Source organism: Halodesulfovibrio oceani subsp. galateae (genome assembly GCF_055397225.1).
Genome location: NZ_AP042453.1, coordinates 630,242 through 648,450, shown reverse-complemented (window position 1 = coordinate 648,450; position 18,209 = coordinate 630,242). Strand labels below are relative to the sequence as shown.

The window sequence follows — 18,209 nt, the reverse complement described above, 5'->3', positions numbered from 1 at the left end:
CATGGCAGAATACGATTTTGATCTCATCATCATCGGCAGCGGCGCAGCCGGACTAACCATTGCGTCCGGTGCTGCACAACTTGGTGTTAAAGTTCTACTTATTGAAAAAGAAAAGCAGATGGGTGGCGACTGCCTGCACTATGGTTGCGTGCCAAGCAAGACGCTCATAAAATGCGCCAAAGTACGTCACCAAATGTCCAAAGCAGAAAGCTACGGGCTTCCCGCTCCAAAGCTTGACCCTGTCGATTTCTCAAAAATTTCAGCGCACATTACATCTGTCATAGAAACAATCCAGCCACATGATTCACCAGAGCGTTTTGAAAGCCTCGGCGCAGTGGTACGCTTCGGCATTGCGTCCTTTACTGATGCGCACACAATCGCCCTTGCCCCGCAAGACGGTGGAACACCAGAACACATATCCGGCAAAATTATTGTCATAGCAGCAGGCTCTACGCCATCTGCACCACCATTCAAGGGATTGGATCAAGTAGAATATCTCACCAATGAAACAGTCTTTTTTCAGCAATCATTACCACCGAAACTCACAGTAATCGGCGGTGGTCCCATAGCCGTTGAAATGGCACAGTCTCTACACCGACTCGGTTCTCAAGTAACTCTGCTCCAGCGTTCCGCCAACATTCTTTCAAAAGAAGACGCGGACATGGCAGAAGTTGTCGAGCAATCCCTGCGTGAAGATGGCATCAATGTCATAACCAACAGCAGCATTGAAGAGATCACCAAAGACGGTGATCAAATCTCCGTTCATTACGGAACTAAAGAGCATCCAGCACAAAAAGTTACCAGTGACAATCTACTCGTAGCTCTAGGCAGAACACCGTCAGTACATGCGCTTAATCTTAAAAATGCAGGCGTTGAATTTTCTAAAAAAGGCATTCCTGTTGACGAGAAAATGCGTACAAACGTACCGCACATCTATGCAGTTGGCGACATAACCGGCAAGTACCAGTTTACTCATGCCGCAGGATACGAAGGTGGCATTGTCATCGCCAATGCTGTGTTCAAAATGCCACGCAAAGCCGATTACACTCTCATACCGTGGGTCACCTACTGCGACCCCGAACTCGCATCCATCGGTTACAACGAAAAACGCGCAAAAGATGCAGAAATAGAATACACCGTCCGTACAGAAGAGTTTGCATCTAACGATCGCGCACTCGCTGAAAACCAGCCAGAAGGCAAGCTCAAGTTATTACAAGACAACAAAGGGCGCGTCATAGGCGTTCAAATTGTCGGGATACACGCAGGTGAGCTCATTAACGAATGGGTCGCCATCCTTGGCGGAAAAGTGAAGCTATCCACCCTAGCAGGCGCCATCCATCCGTACCCGACGCTCGGTGAAATTAACAAAAAGGTCGCCGGTTCCATACTTAGCGAAAAAGTCTTCTCTCCGTTTACACGAAAGGTGCTCCGCACCCTGTTTAAATATCGCGGCAAAGCCTAACGTGGTTACAGCTGCGAACGTTTGCATCCAGCAGGTCTTCAACGAGCCTCTGGCAGCGCTTGTCAGCGGGACTTTAAGAACCTTTCTGTAGAAAGGTTCTTAAAAATCTCCAAAGACTTTTACCTGCGAGGCAAATCCGTTGAATATGTTTTCACGCGGCTTACGCTCCACCACCTTGAATAACAAAAGGGCTGTCCCTCATATGAGGGACAGCCCTTTTCATTTTTAGAAAGGTAATGGTGCGTAAGCCGCGAGGTGACGTAAAAAACGTGCATAACTCGCAACTAAAAGTTTTAGGAGATTCTTAAGAAGCCCTTTTCCAAAGCGGTAGCTGTTCTCGAGGTACGAGAGATTACAGAAAGCGACAGTGTAACAGGGTTCTTAAGCCGTCGGAGACATCCCGCTGATAAGCGTCGCCGGAGGCCAGAACAACCTGTAACTCTACTGTTTCAACTCAGCCATGAGTGATTCAAGTTCAACAGCTTGCGTGCGCACATCAAACATGGAGCGGCTAAAGTCGCTCATAGAATCTGTGGTGTTTGTTGCAATGTCGCTCACTTCTGCCACAGCGTTGCTAATCTGTTCACTTGTTGCAGACTGCTGCTCGGATGCGGTTGCGATTGAACGAATACTGTCGGCGGTTTCGATGGCCATTGCGTTAATCTCTGTTAACGCGACAAGCGCTTTGTCAGAACCGCTTGTTGTGATCTCTACGGACTTGTCCATTTCGTTCGCAACGGTTGTTGTTCCTTCCACACCACGCTGAATTCCACCAACTTGATCGATAACTTCACGAGTTGCGACCATGGTTTTTTCTGCAAGTTTACGAACTTCATCTGCTACTACAGCGAAGCCGCGCCCTGCTTCTCCTGCTCGTGCTGCTTCAATTGCTGCGTTAAGAGCAAGGAGGTTGGTCTGGTCTGCAATATCGGAAATGGTAGAAATTACACCACCGATGTTGTTTGCCTGTACACCAAGATCGGTGATTACACCGCGAAGATCTTCTGCACTTTGCGCCACAAAACCGATTGCGTCTTTAAGCTCTGCAATAACGCGTGCACCTTCATCAGAACGCCCGCGAGTTTGGTCTGCCTTCTGTGCAGCATCACTTGCGTTGCGGGCAATATCTAAAACAGTTGAGTTCATTTCTTCAATGGACATGGCTGTTTCTGAAATGCGGGAACGCTGCTCATTGGCACCGGCTTCAATCTGACCAATTTGATCGGTTAACGACTCTGTGGTTGCTACAACGGAACGCATTGTTTCACTGGATTTGTTTGCAGTGGTGATGATTTGCGTGGAAATTTCTTGAATTTCTTCTTCACGCGCTTCAACTTGCGCACGCGCGGCATGTGCTTCATTAGTGCTTCTTTCTGCAATAGTTGTTTTTTCTTTCGCATCAAGAATCTGTTTATGAAGACTTTGAACCATGTTGGTGAGTGCACGTGCTAATAAGCCCAGTTCGTCTGGACGATTTTTATCCAAAGAAGACACTGAATCTGGGTCATCCCCTACTCGTTCTGCCACACCGGCAACAATGCTTAATTCACGGGCTGTTTTTGCATAGCCAAGGCAAACCGCAATAAGAAGTGAAATCACCACAAGGATTGTTGCTATGAGTGCGTAGTGCAGTAGACTAAGCGCACTTGCAAATTCTGCAATGGAATTTGCTTTCAGCTCATCATAATATTTCTCTACAACTTTAAACCCTTCAAATGCAGGTTTATCGCTGATCTTCACAATCGAATCAATTTCTGCAGGCTTTTTACCTTCACCCCATAGACGCTTTACGAGGCGGATATTTTCAAAATAGTGACCTACTACGGTCTCAATTTTCTTTAAAGCCTGTCGTTCTGCAGGTGTAATATCTTTAAGAGATTCGTACTCTTCAATGGCATCAGTAATGGCCTGCTGGTTATTCGTTACGCGGCTGTAATACTTATCAGTTCCGCGCAGCACATAGTTCTTAAAGTTATGAATGATGCCACCATAACCGAACTGCGACTTCATAGATAACAGCAGTTCCTGACGTGTAACAACCCGTTTAGAAAAGTCATCATATGCAGAACCGAGATGTTCTAATGAGTAATACAGCACTGGTGTACCCAGTAACACTGTAACAATTCCCACTAATAGAAAATTGGATGCTTTTTGTTTAATATTCATAAGCTCTCTGTATCCCCCGTAATTCGGTTCCAACCAGAAATGTGTAATACTAGAAGAATGTTCTCAGTATCAAAACAGTGCCGTTGCAATAATACGTTCTTAATAAAATTTCGTGGTGCAATTTTTCAACTACCTATAGCCATTAGTGTTGAAAAATATTCAATACTGCTATGTGAATGAAACTAAAACCCGCCCCTTGCGCTATAGCAGTACACTTTGCTTATCGGCAGTTATGTATCGACTTTAACCATTATGGTAAAAAAACAGTCTTTTCCTTCAAACAATTTGATAACTTCTGATTACACAAAGAAAAAAGCCGACATCTGTCGGCTTTTTTCTAGAAATATTTGGCGAACTATTCTGTTAATCGTAGGTGAACCCTCTGTTACCAGACAAAATTGGATATGGTAACAACTGGGAAACCATAATCATTTTTACATCACCTCTATCCGGTTCAACTGCTGCAAGGATGCCGCGTCCGAACTCGAACAAAAACTGTCTGTCTTCAGCAGTCGGGGCGATAACTGATCCGTCAGGAGCAAGTGCTGCCACTGCACGGATATCGTATTCGCCGTCTGCAATCGCTTTAAGCATTGCAGTTTTAATGGCAGAAACAGTTTCTTTGGCAGTTTCAACGTTACAACCAACATATGTTTTACCGGAACGAGTAAGCACAGCTGCACCTACAGGAACTTTTGAATATGGAGCATATGCATTCACAGCGGCTTCTGAAGCGGCTTCAAACAACAGGTTAAGCTCATCTTCGTATAATTCCGGAACAAACCACTTACGGTAAATTCTATCGTATTCACCCGTTGCAACAACGCGTTGGAATCCTTTGTTCACCATTTGCAGAACACGCCCTTTGTCACGGTTAACCGAAACAAAAGATTCTGTAATGCGCATAAGGCTACCAACAGCACTAATCTTGCCGTATTTAAAACGATTCAAGTAATAGTATGCTGTCTGCTCTGGTCCACAATATGCCTGCACTTCGTCACGACCAAGTGCGTGGATTGCATCCACTTTAGTTCCGAACGACTTCACATTCATGCCACCAAAATCCTCCAGAACACGCTGCTGGAATGAACCACGCTTTACGGACACTTTCTGCCCGCGCAACAAGGTAATGTTCCCGACTCTATTTGGAGTTTTGGTAAACAGACGAATTTTCATCGGCAATGTCGGTTTCTCTGAAAAAGTAAAGAGCAAGCTACGCTGCTTTGTTTTTGCCATACCAGTGGTCAAATCAATTGCGCCGGAAGAAAGCTCCATTAAAACATGATCCCAAACGAGCGGGCGTGTTACCAGCTTAACGTTTTGACCTTTAAAAATTGCGCGGATCAGATCAACATCGAATCCGACAGCCTTCCCTTTTGCTTCTTCAAAAGAAAATGGCGGAAACTCTCTGTCAAAGCCATATACAACTTTAACAGGCGCTTCTGCATATGCATTAGGCACAACAACAAAGGTAAATACACTCAGGGCAATGCCCATAAACACAGCTAAAAATCGACAGCGCATTACTATCTCCTGAAAAATAAACATGCTTTTCGGTAAGCCTGTAAACGTCTCTAACAAAATGACTGCTGCCAGTTCTTAACTCGCCATATACAGCGAGCAATACAAAAAGGCAGCGTACAATACTCTTCGACACAACTAGCGAAAACTGTAGTTAATGCCACAAGTACTGTTGCACTGCCTTTTTAATGCGTAATTTTTAATTCTTTTTCAAGATCTCGAGTATAGAATTTATCTTTTCCCGATCTCTTTTATACACTTTTGAAGCATGTCGCTTAACAAGCATCGCGACAGAATCTTCAGACTGGAGGATTGTATCAAGCGGCGGCAATTCTGGAAGCTCCATTTCAGCAAACTCTTCGCACGGCACCAGCAACATACACAGATCATCACCTGGGATACACCCAGCTTTACTGGTAACTGCTCCCACCGCACGTTGCTTGGCCATTTTTTCCACATCCATACCGCGTACTACACTTAACACCTGCGATGGTGAACGATCTCGGTTAACCTTCTTAATGCGTATATTCAGATCTTCACACCATTCCATGTACCGATAATACCCTGTGGTTCTGCCGTATTTTTCTATCGTGCCTTTCTTTTCGTACGTCATGCCGTGCAGGAAATATTCAAAAGCATTGCACATGCGCTCATACGTTTCCAGAACACATTTTTTATAACGCCCTTCTGTTGTAAAGGCGAAAGGCAATTCCATGCTCAGCCATGGGTCTGGAAAATCAACACGACGCAAAAAATCTGTAGGCACACCAATGGCACGCAGCAATTCTTCCAAATCTTTTTCGCTAGTCAACAACGTTTTCAACTGCGCACAGGTATTTAATGCACGCTGCTCTGCGAGTCGGATGTCACTTTCTATATATTCAAAAAGCTCACATTCATCGTCTATAGCTTTGCGCGCCCCGAAAAAACCGTTAGCAATGTCGACCATGACCTCGCCTTGAAGGGCCAACGAAATAGAAGTAAAATCTGCCATGTTTCCGCCTCCTGTTCTTCATGCTATTCTACATTGGACGCAGAGCCTCTTGCAAGGACTGCTTGCTATGCCTCTCGCGCAGTGATAGCGGTTATTCAGGGAGTTATCATATGCATATTCCAGAATTATCCACTCAAATTGTAGAACTCGGTGAGTTGCTTCGCCAAAATAAATACATGCTCGGCACGGCAGAATCATGCACTGGCGGGCTTATTTCCATGCTGCTTACCGAAGTTTCCGGCTCATCCGACTGGTTTAGGGGAACAATTGTTTCCTACGCAAATGAAGTAAAAGAAAACATCCTTCATGTGCCACATGAAACCTTAGTCAAACACGGAGCTGTAAGCGAACAAACAGCACTGGCAATGGTACGGGGAGTTCAGGAAGCCTTGAATTTGCAGGTAGCAATATCTGTAACAGGTATTGCCGGCCCCACCGGAGGCACCGAAGATAAGCCGGTTGGAACAGTCTGGATAGGATTTGCTCTAGGCACGCAGCACTTTGCTCTGCATCACGTATTCAGCGGCGGCAGAGCCGATGTTCGTTATCAGACTGCTATGGCAGCAATTACAACGCTGCTGCATGAACTAAAACGTTAGCAAAAATAAATTTCATTCTAGAATACAAAAGAAGGCAGCCATCAGGCTGCCTTTTCTTTTTCTATTCAGTACTGCAAGGAGATCTGCTGTGCTGCAATCCATCCTTGCACACCACTTCAGTCTCTCATTAAGAAACGACAGCGGCGTCTTGAATATTACGCGAGATAATCCCCGCGGTTCAATTTAAACTGTTCAGTCACGGTCATAACCTCAAGCTCATTACGCACGGTGTCCAACTCTGGAAAATCAGATTCAAGAGACGGTGCAGTCTGTTTGAGCGTAGCAAGGTTATAGGCAAGCTCTTTAAGTGTGCCAAACGCGCCCTTAAGATCCGGTGAGCCTTGGGTACTGATCTGTGTGGAATATTTTTCCCACTGATCAAGAATGCCTTCTAACTCATCTGCAACCTTATTCGGATCAACAGCAGTCTGAGAGACTTGCTGATCCGCGTTCAGACGCGGGTCAAACGCAATAGAGCGGGTACCGGGAGGCAACATTGCCTCTGTTGCAGATTTACTCTGCAACTCAAGTTCCTGAGAAAGCAGGTTATGGAAACCATCGGCAGCTCTTTTAGGAGCTGTGGTTGCCTGATTCTGCTTAGCAATCGATGTAATTTGATCTGTCGTATTTATTCTCATAACAATATCCCCGGCGATTAGGATTTACTCCTAACGTAGCAAAGAGCTTGCCAAAACGTCTGAACCCTTGAAAACAGTACATTTTCATTTTTCGGGCATGAACCACACGGCATTTTCTGCCTATGATTTGCGGGAAAAAATGCACAACTTCTGCAAACTACATAAGAACGTTATCCTTGTCTATCTTCACAGAGTGTGTGTATATGGTGTATAAAACAAAGCAGTTAACCGCTATAGACAGATACTCATTATCCTTGAGGAGGTAGTATGGTTGCTATAAAAAAAGCTGTTGTGGCTGTCGATTTTTCTGACGAAAGTACCTATATCGCAGAATATGCAAGACTTTTTGCTGAAAAATTTGACGCTGAACTGATCGTTGTTTACGCAGCGCCTTCATTAAACCAGTATGTAGGTTTCCACGTCCCGCCGAATACAATCGAATCCTTTGTTGGTGAAATTGTTACCGGTGCAGAAAAAAGTATGGACAATTTCCTAGAAAAACACTTCTCCGGTGTAAAAACCACAGGTAAAGTTGTTACAGGTTTTGCCGCTGAAGAAATTCTTGAAATTGCAGCCGATGCAAAAGCCGACCTCATTATTATGGGTACACACGGCAGAACCGGCATAGACAGAATCCTGTTTGGTTCTGTAGCTGCCAAAATTGTTCGCGGAGCAGATATTCCGGTCCTTACAGTAAGGCCAGATTTTACCAAGTAACACGCTGCCACTTGCGATATACATTTTAGTAGTCTATTCAAAAGGACGACCCATATTGGGTCGTCCTTTTTATTGTGCATAATTTTTTTGATGCATAACTTGCTCAACTATTGTCTAACAACCGACTACTGCCTCTGATTTTGGTGCTATAACCTTATATAATAGCCAAAACAGCCACAGACGGTATGTCAAAAAGCAAATTGAAGAAAAATTGGGAAAGGGGCAATACATGAGCTCAAAAGTATGTGTAAGTGAAGCAATTCGCGCTGAGGTTAAAGGCTTTTCGCCCTACACGGCAGGAAAGTCCATCGACGAGGTAAAAGAGGCATACGGTCTCGAATCCATCATCAAACTCGCCAGTAACGAAAACCCGTTGGGAACGTCCCCGCGTGTTCAGGATGCCATCAAACTTCATGCAGCATCCACATTCCGTTATGGTCAGGTTGGAACCCCGCATCTCATCGAAGCAATTGCCCATCATTTTCATATCCCAGAAGACACCATCGTAACCGGAAACGGCTCTGATGAAGTCATCGACATGCTCATTCGTGTTAAAGCAACACCGGGAAAAAACAACATTGTTGCCTTTGACCCTTGTTTTTCCATGTATCAGGTTCTTTCATGCCTAAACGGTGTCGATTTCCGTCAGGCTCCATTAAATAAAGATTTTACGTTTGATTGGGACAGCCTGCTTAAGCTGGTTGATGATCAGACATCCATTGTATTTATCACCACACCGGACAATCCTTCCGGCTATGCACCGAATGTTGAGGAAATTCTTTCCCTCCACTCAAAGCTGCCCGCGGACTGTCTTTTGGTTGTAGATGAAGCATACATGGATTTTGCAGAAGATTTGGACAGCTATTCCATGCTGCCTCGCTTTACACAATACGAAAACGTATGTGTGCTAAGAACATTCTCTAAATGTTTCGGTCTTGCCGGCCTTCGTCTCGGTTTCGGGGCTATGCACCCTAGCCTTGCAGAATACCTGCGCCGCATCCGTGCACCTTTCAACGTAAACGTATTAGCAGAACAGGCAGGCATTGCCGCGCTGAATGATACGCCTTTTATTGAAGAAACCCTGCGTGTAACACGCGAAGGTCGCACCTACCTTACGCATGAGTTAGAGGCGTTAGACTTTAAAGTCTACCCGTCTCTCGCAAACTTTATTATGGTAGAAGCTCCAAAAGACGGCAGCTATCTTAATGAAGAGCTGCTGAAGCGTGGCCTCATTATTCGTCCTCTTGTAAAAGGCTACAATCTACCTAAACACTTGCGTATTTCTATCGGCACTGCCTATGAGAACCAAGTGCTTATTTCTGCTCTCAAGGAGATTCTTAATGCAGAATAACCTGCGCGTCGTTACACTCGACGGTCCCGCCGGTGTCGGCAAGACAACCCTTGCCAAACGCGTTGCACAGGAACTTTCCATTGCCTACCTCGATACCGGAGCTATGTTCCGTATCTTTGGCTGGAAATTTGGAGAAGCTGCTCCAACCATGTCTGAACAGGAACTGGAAGCGCATATTGCACAATATACTTTCTCCCTCTCCGGCATTGGATTCAAATCTGTACTCTCCGTCAACGGCACTCCTGTCGGTGACGAAATTCGTACAGAAGAAGTTGCCGCCTTGGCTTCTTCCGTAGCAAAACTTCCAGTGGTGCGTGATGCCCTGAAACGAGTCCAGCGTGAAATTAGCACGCAGACTTCTCTCGTGGCAGAAGGCAGAGACATGGGCTCTGTTGTTTTCCCTACAGCCAGATACAAGTTCTTCCTTGATGCAACGGCAGAAGAACGCGGCTTACGTCGCTTTAACCAGTTGCAGGAAATGGGGAAACCGGCAGATCTTGACCTCATCATCACGCAGATTAAAGAACGTGACATGCAGGACAGAACTCGTTCTATTGCACCGTTAATTGCAGCGAAAGATGCTAATATTATTGATACAACTGAACTTGATATTGAAGGTGTATTTACAGCAATCATGGATTACTTTGAATAGTATAAGAACAATTCAAGCTATTCCATAACAGACTTTCAAGCCTCTGCCGGACACCTCCGGTGGAGGTTTTTTACTGTAACAGCACTTGACACAGCACACCAACTATCCAATATGTTTGCATTAGAGCCTATAACATCTTTTCACACATATATTTACAAACTTATGGCATAGTGCAATCTCTGAACTTATTACATTCTCCTCATTTTTCTGCAATTTTTTCTACTTTTTTTGAACTAACCACCACACGATATATTATGAAGCCCACTATTACAGAAGCAGAATTGCGTTTTCTGCTGGACGAACACGAGATCGATGAATCTAAGATCCGGCAGGTAGAACGACTGGAAACATGTGCCTCTCTACTACGTGCATTACAAGCCATTTATCCGGAAAAAATGCGGCACTACCTAGCCCTGTTTATTATATTTTCCATACTCAACCCTTTGGAACACAAACTCATTACCCCTATGCACCCTCAAGTCGTGCTGTTTGTTATTACCATTGCTACCAACCTCCTTGGATTAGTCATCCTTAAAGTAAACGGAGCAGACTGGATAACCATCTGTTTAGAGGATGTTCAAATAGGACTCCTTCCACCGGTTACGGCATACCGTTCAGCACTTATCACACTTGCCGCCATGCTGTTTCTTCTTCCAGGGATCATGTTCAGCATCATAGGGATAATTATCCTGCTTCCCCCGATAACAACGGTCATCGCAATTTTTCTACAAAAAAGAATTCTTCGGAAATTTGAATAAAAAAGCCCCTGCCGCATATGCGACAGGGGCTTTAGCCTTAATTGGACGGTATGTCAGGCTATGCGCGATGTTTCGGTAGAATGAGGTTCAGAACAATACCGATGATACCGGCAAGACCGATACCTTTGAGACTGAATGCTCCAGCGCTGAAAGCCATGCCGCCAACACCGAATACAAGAATTACAGCCATAATTGCGAGGTTGCGAGGTTCCATAAGATCCTGACCCGCACGAACGAGGGAGTTCATACCAACAACTACGATGGTACCGAAGAGCAGTACAAGGATACCACCCATTACAGGAACCGGAATTGTTGCGAGAACCGCACCGAGTTTACCAACGAACGCCAGACAAATGGCAATAATTGAAGCCCATGTCATGATGCCCGGGTTGAAAGATTTTGTAAGAGCAACTGCACCGGTTACTTCAGAGTATGTGGTGTTAGGAGGTCCGCCAAGCATAGAAGCAAAGGTAGTTGCAATACCGTCACCAAGCATGGTGCGGTGGATACCCGGTTTTTTAATGTAGTTTTTACCGGTAACAGCGCCGATAGCAAGAACGTCACCCACATGTTCAATTGCAGGAGCAATAGCAACTGGAACGATGAAAAGAATTGCTTCCCAGTTCCATTCAGGAGTTACAAAGCTAGGAACTGCAAACCAAGGAGCATTTACAATCGGAGTAAAATCTACAATACCGTAGAAGAGGCTTAATGCGTAGCCTACAACAATACCGCACAGAATTGGAATCAGTTTAAGCATTCCCTTACCGCAAAGGGAAACAAGAATAGTTGTTCCAAGGGCTGACATGGAGATAATGAGTGCTGTTGGTTCAGGGATAAGCTGAATAGCACCATCACCAGTTTTGCCCAGTGCGTTAAACACAGCAACAGGAGCAAGCATAAGGCCGATAACCATAACAACCGGACCGGTTACGATGGTAGGTAATACGCGCTCAAGAATTTGTGGTCCCTGAACTTTAATAAGTACAGAAAGTCCCATGTACAGAAAGCCTGAAGCAGCAAGGCCACACATGGTTGACGGAATACCCCAAGTCTGTACGCCATAAATAATTGGGGCGATAAACGCGAAAGAAGATGCAAGAAAGATTGGTACAGAACGTTTTGTAACAAGCTGGAACAACAAGGTTCCGACACCGGCAGTAAAGAACGCCACGTTAGGGTTAAGCCCTGTAAGCAGTGGAACAAGAACAAGCGCACCAAATGCAACAAACAGCATCTGCGCACCGAGCAAGCAGTCTTTAAGCCTAAAAGAATATTCCGTATTTATGTTTGACACCATTCCTCCTACTGTGAGTTTTTGTAACTCAATTCTCAATAAAATAGCGCAACACACTGATATAAAACACTATATCTGCACTAAACCATATCCTGACCGCCCAAAAAAAGAGCACCCTTCCCCCGAGTCCACAGCTTTAAAAAAAGCTGGAACAGGGGTCAAATGCTCTTCCCGTTCAAAAACGGATCGAAACGCTATTTGGTTCCGAAAATCTTATCACCAGCGTCACCGAGACCTGGTAAAATATATCCATGCTCATTGAGTCTTTCATCCACAGATGCAGTGTAAATATCTACGTCAGGATGCGCTGCAACAACACGTTCAACACCTTCTGGTGCTGCAACGAGGAACAGACCGATGATTTTTTTGCATCCAGCTTTTTTAAGCAAGTCGATGGTCGCGATAAGTGTACCACCGGTTGCAAGCATAGGATCCAGAATAATCGCGGTACGCTCATCAATGTTTTTTGCGAGCTTAACGTAGTATTCTTCAGGCTCAAGAGTTTCTTCATTACGGAACATACCAACGACGCTAACTTTAACGCCTGGAATCATATCCATAAGACCGTCCAGCATACCAATGCCAGCGCGGAGAATTGGAACTACGGTAGCTTTCTTTCCTTTAATCTGGTCTACTTCTACAGAACCAGCCCATCCTTCGACGGTACATTTCTCTGTTTCGAGATTTTTGGTTGCTTCGTAGGTGAGAAGACGACAAATTTCATTGGAAAGTGCACGGAATTCAGCAACAGAAATATCTGCTTCGCGAATTCTTCCGAGTTTATGTTTGACCAGCGGATGGTCAACCACGTAAACAGCCACATCGGCCTCCTTGGGCGATTACTTGAAAAAAGCGGTCTAAAAAGACCGCGCCTAAACGAATGGTATATACTCCAAATAAACGCCAGCGGTCAAGAAACAAAAACAACAAGCAAGAAATATTATGACAACACCCGAAGAATACAGTGATTTTTCCAAAATCAAGCACCGTGTCCCTGCACTTATTGATGGCGTCAGACTAGACAAGTACCTTGGCGATATCCTTAAAAATGAGTCTATTAGCAGAGAAAAAATTAAAAAACTCATTAAAGATGGTTTTGTGACTGTTAACGACGAAAAGTGTACAAAACCCAAAAATAAAATTTTTACCGGCATGAAAATCATCGTTACTATCCCCCAAGTGCAAAACGACATCAATCCTGAAGAAGGTGATGTTGAAATTTTGCACCGCGATAATGATATTATTGTCATTAACAAAGAAGCTGGTCTTACTGTTCACCCATGCCCGAGTTGTCCTGAAGGAACTCTTGTACATCGCTTGGCACACTCCGTTCCACAAATCACACAAATGGAAGGACTTCGCCCGGGCATCGTGCATCGAATCGACAAAGATACTTCCGGTCTTCTCATTGTTGCACTCAATGAAAAGACCCGCCTTACCCTTTCTGATGCATTTGCCGAACGTATTATTTCTAAAGAATACCTTGCCCTCGTGCACGGTACTCCGCCTGAATCCGGCGAGATCATGGAACCAATCGGCCGTGATCCTAAAATGAAAGTTCGTATGGCTGTTGTACCGGAATCCAAAGAAGCACATTCATCGTACCGTACACTATACTCCGACCCGAAAGGCAAATTTTCGCTTGTTGCCGTTAAAATTTTCACAGGCAGAACACATCAGATTCGTGTGCACATGAGCCACATCGGCTACCCGATCTGGGGAGACACACTGTACGGTGGTGGTGTTAAAGACAATTCCCCACTGGCCCCTTACGCCTCCCGCCAGATGCTTCATGCATGGAAACTTGATTTCGAGCAGCCGACAACTAAAGAAACCATGTCATTCACCTGCCAGCCTCCGCAGGACTTTATTGAGCTTATCGAACGCCTCACACTTTCTGTACAGCGAGTTGCTCTTACCGGTATGCCGGGATGTGGTAAATCCGTTGTTCTTTCTGCCCTTGCAGAAAAAGGCATTGCCACATGGAGCGCAGATTCAATCGTTAATAAACTGTATGAAAACGGCGCAGACGGCTGGTATGTACTCCGCGGACGTTTCGGCACCGAGGTGTCCCCTGATGAAGGCCCTGTAAACCGTAAGGTACTGTTCGCACGTATGCAGGAGAAAAAATCCAGCCGTAACGAAGTACAGCAGCTTGTTCATCCATTGATCTTGCACGATCTCATGCGGTTCTGGCAGGAGCACGCTGCAGATCCGTTTGCAGTTGCTGAAATCCCACTGCTTCATGAATCACACTGGGATCGGGATGTAGACATTATTGCCGGTGTTCGATGCGACAAAGAATCTCGTCAAAGCCGATTGCAAAATGTTCGAGGCTGGGATGAAGATCTCATCGCAACCATGGACTCGTGGCAATGGACAGAAGATGATAAGATGAAAGCGTGTCACATTATTCTTGAGAACAACGGCTCGCTTGAAGCACTCAATCAGTCTGTAGACAAATTTATCGACGCCATTATGCGTGTGCGTACGAAAAAACTGCAACAGACAATCGATGCAATCACTGTTCTGTGGAGCAACTAGTTATTCTCAGACAATAAAAATAGTGCAAGAGGCTTCTAAAGCCTCTTGCACACAACAACATGTAGGCGTATTGCACCCTCATGGCTAAAAAGACGTTACTTCCTTTTGTGCTTCCTGTAGCAGCCTTTAGTACAACAATACTTGTTGGTGCTATGCTACTGTACGATTTTTCATCTACAGGCACTATGAGTTGGATAGACGCACTTTTCACCGCAACATCTGCGGTATGCGTCACAGGACTTACGGTTCTCGACCCTGCTACATCGCTGACAGAGGGAGGGCAAACTACATTGCTTGCCCTTATTCAGCTCGGCGGACTTGGTATTATGACATACTCAAGTCTTGCTCTGTATCTAGTGAGGAGACGAGTTACCCTCACAGACAGGCTTGCCGTCGGGCAGGCTCTTCTCCACAACACATCATTCGACTTAGGCCGCTTTTTACTGCGCCTCGCCTCCATGACATTTACCATAGAAATTATCGGTGCAATTCTGCTTTATTTCTTCGGTGATGATCGATTTACGGTGTTTTCAGCAATCTTTCATGCGGTATCCGCTTTCTGCAATGCAGGGTTTTCCCTTTTTCCAGATAATATGATGAGTATGGTCACCAACACAGGGGTCAACTTCACCATTATGCTGCTCATCATTCTCGGTGGATTGGGCTTTTCTGTGCTTGATGAACTTCATCTATGGTTCCGGCAAGGTAGGAAGGGAAAAATATCGTTTGTTACTAAAATAATTCTTTCAACATCTGCAATGCTTATTATTGGCGGAGCAGTTGTGCTTTTCATTTCGCGCATATCCTCCCCTAACGACGCACCGTTAACAACCAATCTACTTACATCCCTGTTTCAGTCTGTAACGGCTCGTACTGCCGGATTCAACACAGTAAACATGGGAGAAATGACCAACCTGTATCTCCTGTTCATGATTTTCTTAATGATTATCGGAGGAGCGCCGGGGTCGTGCGCTGGCGGGATTAAAGTAACCACATTCCGCGCACTCGGAGCATTTATGCTGGCGCAGGTTCGAGGGCGTGAACAAGTTGTCATCGGCAACAAGGCACTAGACTCAAAGACCATCAACAAAGTTGTTACGCTTGTTTTTATCGCCACTCTTATCGTTGGTTTTGCCACTGTGGCACTCAACCTGACGGAAGGCGGCAACAATTCTCATACACAGTTACGCGGACAATTTTTAGAAATATTTTTCGAAGTTGTTTCAGCATTCGGCACAGTTGGCCTCAGCATGGGCTTAACCGCCAAACTTACCACAGCCGGTAAGTGCATCATCATCGCCCTTATGTTTATTGGCCGTATCGGCCCCATCTGGCTGCTGACAATATTACAGCAATTTCATTCAAATGTACGGTACAAAGTACCGGAAACAGACCTTCCAATCGGCTAGGAGCATATACATATGAAAAAAATGGAAGTCGGAATTATTGGACTCGGAAAATTTGGCAGTGCACTTGCTGAATCTTTATCCGACCTCGGACACACAGTTATTGGCGTGGACGGCTCCTCCAACGCCACCAAGAAAGCAGAAGAATTTCTTTCACAGACATATCAGGCAGACGCCACCGACGATGTCGTACTCAAACAGCTTCGTTTTATGGATTTAGACAAAGTAGTTGTCAGCGTTGGCAAGTCCATGGAGACATCCATTCTGATTGTTCTGAATCTACAAGAAATGGGTGTGAAAAAACTAGCTGTAAAAGCCATCAGTCATGAACATGCGATTGTTTTGCGCAGACTCGGGGTAAAAACTGTAATTCAGCCGGAACGCGATGCAGCAAGCCAATTTGCACACCGCATAGCAAATCCGGGAATGCTGGACTTACTCCCGCTTGGCGGCAATATTTTGCTACAGGAACTGGAAGTTCATAACTGGGTGGGAAAAAGCCTCATAGATCTCGGGCTGACAAGTTTCGGCGTCATGGTTGTTGCCACCAAAAAGAAAGGCGATAAGGAATATGAATTTGTTCCGCCTGCGGACAGAACACTGGAAGAGGGAGACATCCTCGTTGCCATCGGTAAAGAATCCGATCTCCTGGAACTTGAATCGTAAGCACCCCGCCGCAACGCACAATAATTACACGCAAAAAGGGTGGAGTATTAAACTCCACCCTTTTTTTATAAACAATCGCCTGCCTGAAAAAGGGCTTATGCCCCCACGACTATGTCGGAAAGCTTAAATGCTTAGTTATAGCAAACAACAGCTCCAAGCATCTTTGCAAGTGAGTAAGCCCCGTTAATTCCAACTAGGTAGCCAAAAACAATCGTTTACTAGAAAGTCCGCACCGCAAGGAACGTCTATCTAATAATAAAATAAAATTTACACACAAACACCGAAAACACTGTGTAGATGCTCTGACACATCTGCTGCATTTTCTGCATATTTATTTTTAATCTCGAGCACTGCCGGCAATTCTTTCAAGAAAACAGCAACAAGTTTAGGATCAAAATGTTTCCCTGCATTTTCTTGAATAAGCGCAACAGCATCTTCCACAGCCCATGCATGTTTGTACGGTCGCTCTGATGTCAGTGCGTCAAACACATCGGCAATGGCTACTACTCTACCTGAAAGAGGAATGTCATCGCCGGACAGGTTGTACGGGTAACCGGTTCCATCCCATTTTTCATGATGCGTCAACGCAATTTCACGAGCCATGGACAGCAATAACGATGAGTGGTCACCTATAATTTCAGCGCCATATTCCGGATGCTTTCGCATCGTTTGCCATTCTTCTTCAGTAAGTTTACCAGGCTTACTTAAGATAGAGTCAGGAATACCAATTTTTCCAACGTCATGCATCGGAGCCGCCTGAAATACCAACTGAACCCATTCATCACCTGCATCAAGCTGTTGAGCTATGATACGGGCATAATGGCTCATTCTGATAACATGCAACCCCGTCTCGTTATCTTTGTATTCAGCAGCCTGCCCCAAACAGCGAATAAGCTCCAAATGGGTGTTCTGCAACTCCATTGTCCGCTGCAAAACAAGCTCTTCCAAATGATGCGTTTGATCTCGCAAAGCCAACTGAGTGCTTACACGAGCTTTAACAATGGCAGGCAAAACAGGTTTTGCGATGTAGTCCACAGCCCCCAACTCAAAGCCCTGCGTTTCATTATCCGCTGAATTTTTTGCAGTAATAAAGATTATCGGTATTTCTGCCGTTGCCGGATCAGCTTTTAAACGGCGGCACACTTCATACCCATCCATCACCGGCATGACGACATCGAGCAGAATCATGTCAGGCGACGGATTGTTCCGTGCAATTTTAAGTGCTTTTTCACCTGTTCGGGCAGCTTTAACTTTATACTGCGGTTGTAGGATAGTCCGCAGTATCTCAATATTTTCCGGTGCGTCATCGACCACCAGAACTGTTAATTTGTCTCTATTCACAGGACTAGCCCCCCATGCCTATATACTGTCAACATACCCACTACGTAGCCAACTCTCTATCTACAAATGCGATTGATATATAAATTTGTCTTCATTT

Annotated in this window: 16 protein-coding genes; 9 read left to right on the top strand and 7 right to left on the bottom strand. The window is 45.1% G+C overall.

Annotated elements, in window-relative coordinates:
- Position 1 precedes the first annotated feature (1 nt).
- Positions 2 to 1,462, top strand: a complete 1,461-nt coding sequence (locus tag ACZ5V1_RS02845) for a dihydrolipoyl dehydrogenase family protein (protein ID WP_464390510.1) — start codon at positions 2 to 4, stop codon at positions 1,460 to 1,462.
- 441 nt (positions 1,463 to 1,903) lie between these two features.
- Here the strand turns inward: ACZ5V1_RS02845 and ACZ5V1_RS02840 are convergent, their stop codons facing one another.
- The 3 genes from ACZ5V1_RS02840 to ACZ5V1_RS02830 all read right to left on the bottom strand — a co-directional run bounded on the left by ACZ5V1_RS02840 (position 1,904) and on the right by ACZ5V1_RS02830 (position 6,143).
- Entirely contained in the window at positions 1,904 to 3,628 is a 1,725-nt protein-coding gene (locus ACZ5V1_RS02840) for a methyl-accepting chemotaxis protein (protein WP_464390509.1), read from the bottom strand.
- Between the two features lie 363 nt (positions 3,629 to 3,991).
- Positions 3,992 to 5,152 (bottom strand): cytidine deaminase, encoded by a 1,161-nt coding sequence (locus tag ACZ5V1_RS02835; protein WP_464390508.1) that lies wholly within the window; start codon positions 5,150 to 5,152, stop codon positions 3,992 to 3,994.
- 196 nt (positions 5,153 to 5,348) lie between these two features.
- Entirely contained in the window at positions 5,349 to 6,143 is a 795-nt protein-coding gene (locus tag ACZ5V1_RS02830; RefSeq protein ID WP_464390507.1) for a hypothetical protein, read from the bottom strand.
- 110 nt (positions 6,144 to 6,253) lie between these two features.
- On the opposite strand from ACZ5V1_RS02830, the gene ACZ5V1_RS02825 reads away from it, so the two are divergent.
- Positions 6,254 to 6,742 carry a CinA family protein gene (locus ACZ5V1_RS02825; RefSeq protein WP_464390506.1) on the top strand — a complete coding sequence of 163 codons (489 nt, stop codon included), beginning with the start codon at positions 6,254 to 6,256 and terminating at the stop codon, positions 6,740 to 6,742.
- 155 nt (positions 6,743 to 6,897) lie between these two features.
- Here the strand turns inward: ACZ5V1_RS02825 and ACZ5V1_RS02820 are convergent, their stop codons facing one another.
- The gene (locus tag ACZ5V1_RS02820; protein ID WP_160717577.1) at positions 6,898 to 7,380 is read right to left on the bottom strand and encodes a hypothetical protein; all 483 of its coding nucleotides are present in this window, start codon (positions 7,378 to 7,380) and stop codon (positions 6,898 to 6,900) included.
- A 267-nt stretch (positions 7,381 to 7,647) separates the two neighbouring features.
- Here ACZ5V1_RS02820 and ACZ5V1_RS02815 point away from each other — a divergent pair, with 267 nt between their 5' ends.
- The 4 genes from ACZ5V1_RS02815 to ACZ5V1_RS02800 all read left to right on the top strand — a co-directional run bounded on the left by ACZ5V1_RS02815 (position 7,648) and on the right by ACZ5V1_RS02800 (position 10,858).
- Positions 7,648 to 8,097 (top strand): universal stress protein, encoded by a 450-nt coding sequence (locus ACZ5V1_RS02815; protein ID WP_160717579.1) that lies wholly within the window; start codon positions 7,648 to 7,650, stop codon positions 8,095 to 8,097.
- A 229-nt stretch (positions 8,098 to 8,326) separates the two neighbouring features.
- The gene (gene hisC / locus ACZ5V1_RS02810) at positions 8,327 to 9,448 is read left to right on the top strand and encodes a histidinol-phosphate transaminase (RefSeq protein ID WP_464390505.1); all 1,122 of its coding nucleotides are present in this window, start codon (positions 8,327 to 8,329) and stop codon (positions 9,446 to 9,448) included.
- Positions 9,438 to 10,100, top strand: a complete 663-nt coding sequence (cmk, locus tag ACZ5V1_RS02805; protein ID WP_464390504.1) for a (d)CMP kinase — start codon at positions 9,438 to 9,440, stop codon at positions 10,098 to 10,100. Before hisC ends, cmk begins: the two co-directional genes overlap by 11 nt.
- Before the next feature lie 254 nt (positions 10,101 to 10,354).
- The gene (locus tag ACZ5V1_RS02800; protein WP_464390503.1) at positions 10,355 to 10,858 is read left to right on the top strand and encodes an FxsA family protein; all 504 of its coding nucleotides are present in this window, start codon (positions 10,355 to 10,357) and stop codon (positions 10,856 to 10,858) included.
- Positions 10,859 to 10,916: 58 nt separating this feature from the next.
- Here the strand turns inward: ACZ5V1_RS02800 and ACZ5V1_RS02795 are convergent, their stop codons facing one another.
- Both ACZ5V1_RS02795 and upp read right to left on the bottom strand, forming a co-directional pair.
- Positions 10,917 to 12,158, bottom strand: a complete 1,242-nt coding sequence (locus ACZ5V1_RS02795; protein WP_464390502.1) for a uracil-xanthine permease family protein — start codon at positions 12,156 to 12,158, stop codon at positions 10,917 to 10,919.
- Positions 12,159 to 12,349: 191 nt separating this feature from the next.
- Positions 12,350 to 12,976, bottom strand: a complete 627-nt coding sequence (gene upp / locus ACZ5V1_RS02790) for a uracil phosphoribosyltransferase (RefSeq protein ID WP_160717589.1) — start codon at positions 12,974 to 12,976, stop codon at positions 12,350 to 12,352.
- Between the two features lie 121 nt (positions 12,977 to 13,097).
- Here upp and coaE point away from each other — a divergent pair, with 121 nt between their 5' ends.
- From coaE to ACZ5V1_RS02775, 3 genes are all read left to right on the top strand, one after another.
- A complete protein-coding gene (gene coaE / locus ACZ5V1_RS02785; RefSeq protein WP_464390501.1) occupies positions 13,098 to 14,699 on the top strand; it encodes a dephospho-CoA kinase in 1,602 nt (533 codons plus the stop codon).
- An 80-nt stretch (positions 14,700 to 14,779) separates the two neighbouring features.
- Positions 14,780 to 16,108 (top strand): TrkH family potassium uptake protein, encoded by a 1,329-nt coding sequence (locus ACZ5V1_RS02780; protein ID WP_464390500.1) that lies wholly within the window; start codon positions 14,780 to 14,782, stop codon positions 16,106 to 16,108.
- Between the two features lie 12 nt (positions 16,109 to 16,120).
- Positions 16,121 to 16,771, top strand: a complete 651-nt coding sequence (locus ACZ5V1_RS02775; RefSeq protein ID WP_464390499.1) for a potassium channel family protein — start codon at positions 16,121 to 16,123, stop codon at positions 16,769 to 16,771.
- A 267-nt stretch (positions 16,772 to 17,038) separates the two neighbouring features.
- Here ACZ5V1_RS02775 and ACZ5V1_RS02770 read toward each other — a convergent pair whose 3' ends face one another.
- The gene (locus ACZ5V1_RS02770) at positions 17,039 to 18,112 is read right to left on the bottom strand and encodes an HD domain-containing phosphohydrolase (protein ID WP_464390498.1); all 1,074 of its coding nucleotides are present in this window, start codon (positions 18,110 to 18,112) and stop codon (positions 17,039 to 17,041) included.
- Between the last annotated feature and the right edge of the window lie 97 nt (positions 18,113 to 18,209).

What these genes read in the sequence shown, in the direction of transcription:
- ACZ5V1_RS02845 (WP_464390510.1), top strand. Translation starts at nt 2, where the DNA reads ATGGCAGAATACGATTTTGATCTCATCATCATCGGCAGCGGCGCAGCC.
- ACZ5V1_RS02840 (WP_464390509.1), bottom strand. Translation starts at nt 3,628, where the DNA reads ATGAATATTAAACAAAAAGCATCCAATTTTCTATTAGTGGGAATTGTT.
- ACZ5V1_RS02835 (WP_464390508.1), bottom strand. Translation starts at nt 5,152, where the DNA reads ATGCGCTGTCGATTTTTAGCTGTGTTTATGGGCATTGCCCTGAGTGTA.
- ACZ5V1_RS02830 (WP_464390507.1), bottom strand. Translation starts at nt 6,143, where the DNA reads ATGGCAGATTTTACTTCTATTTCGTTGGCCCTTCAAGGCGAGGTCATG.
- ACZ5V1_RS02825 (WP_464390506.1), top strand. Translation starts at nt 6,254, where the DNA reads ATGCATATTCCAGAATTATCCACTCAAATTGTAGAACTCGGTGAGTTG.
- ACZ5V1_RS02820 (WP_160717577.1), bottom strand. Translation starts at nt 7,380, where the DNA reads ATGAGAATAAATACGACAGATCAAATTACATCGATTGCTAAGCAGAAT.
- ACZ5V1_RS02815 (WP_160717579.1), top strand. Translation starts at nt 7,648, where the DNA reads ATGGTTGCTATAAAAAAAGCTGTTGTGGCTGTCGATTTTTCTGACGAA.
- hisC (WP_464390505.1), top strand. Translation starts at nt 8,327, where the DNA reads ATGAGCTCAAAAGTATGTGTAAGTGAAGCAATTCGCGCTGAGGTTAAA.
- cmk (WP_464390504.1), top strand. Translation starts at nt 9,438, where the DNA reads ATGCAGAATAACCTGCGCGTCGTTACACTCGACGGTCCCGCCGGTGTC.
- ACZ5V1_RS02800 (WP_464390503.1), top strand. Translation starts at nt 10,355, where the DNA reads ATGAAGCCCACTATTACAGAAGCAGAATTGCGTTTTCTGCTGGACGAA.
- ACZ5V1_RS02795 (WP_464390502.1), bottom strand. Translation starts at nt 12,158, where the DNA reads ATGGTGTCAAACATAAATACGGAATATTCTTTTAGGCTTAAAGACTGC.
- coaE (WP_464390501.1), top strand. Translation starts at nt 13,098, where the DNA reads ATGACAACACCCGAAGAATACAGTGATTTTTCCAAAATCAAGCACCGT.
- ACZ5V1_RS02780 (WP_464390500.1), top strand. Translation starts at nt 14,780, where the DNA reads ATGGCTAAAAAGACGTTACTTCCTTTTGTGCTTCCTGTAGCAGCCTTT.
- ACZ5V1_RS02775 (WP_464390499.1), top strand. Translation starts at nt 16,121, where the DNA reads ATGAAAAAAATGGAAGTCGGAATTATTGGACTCGGAAAATTTGGCAGT.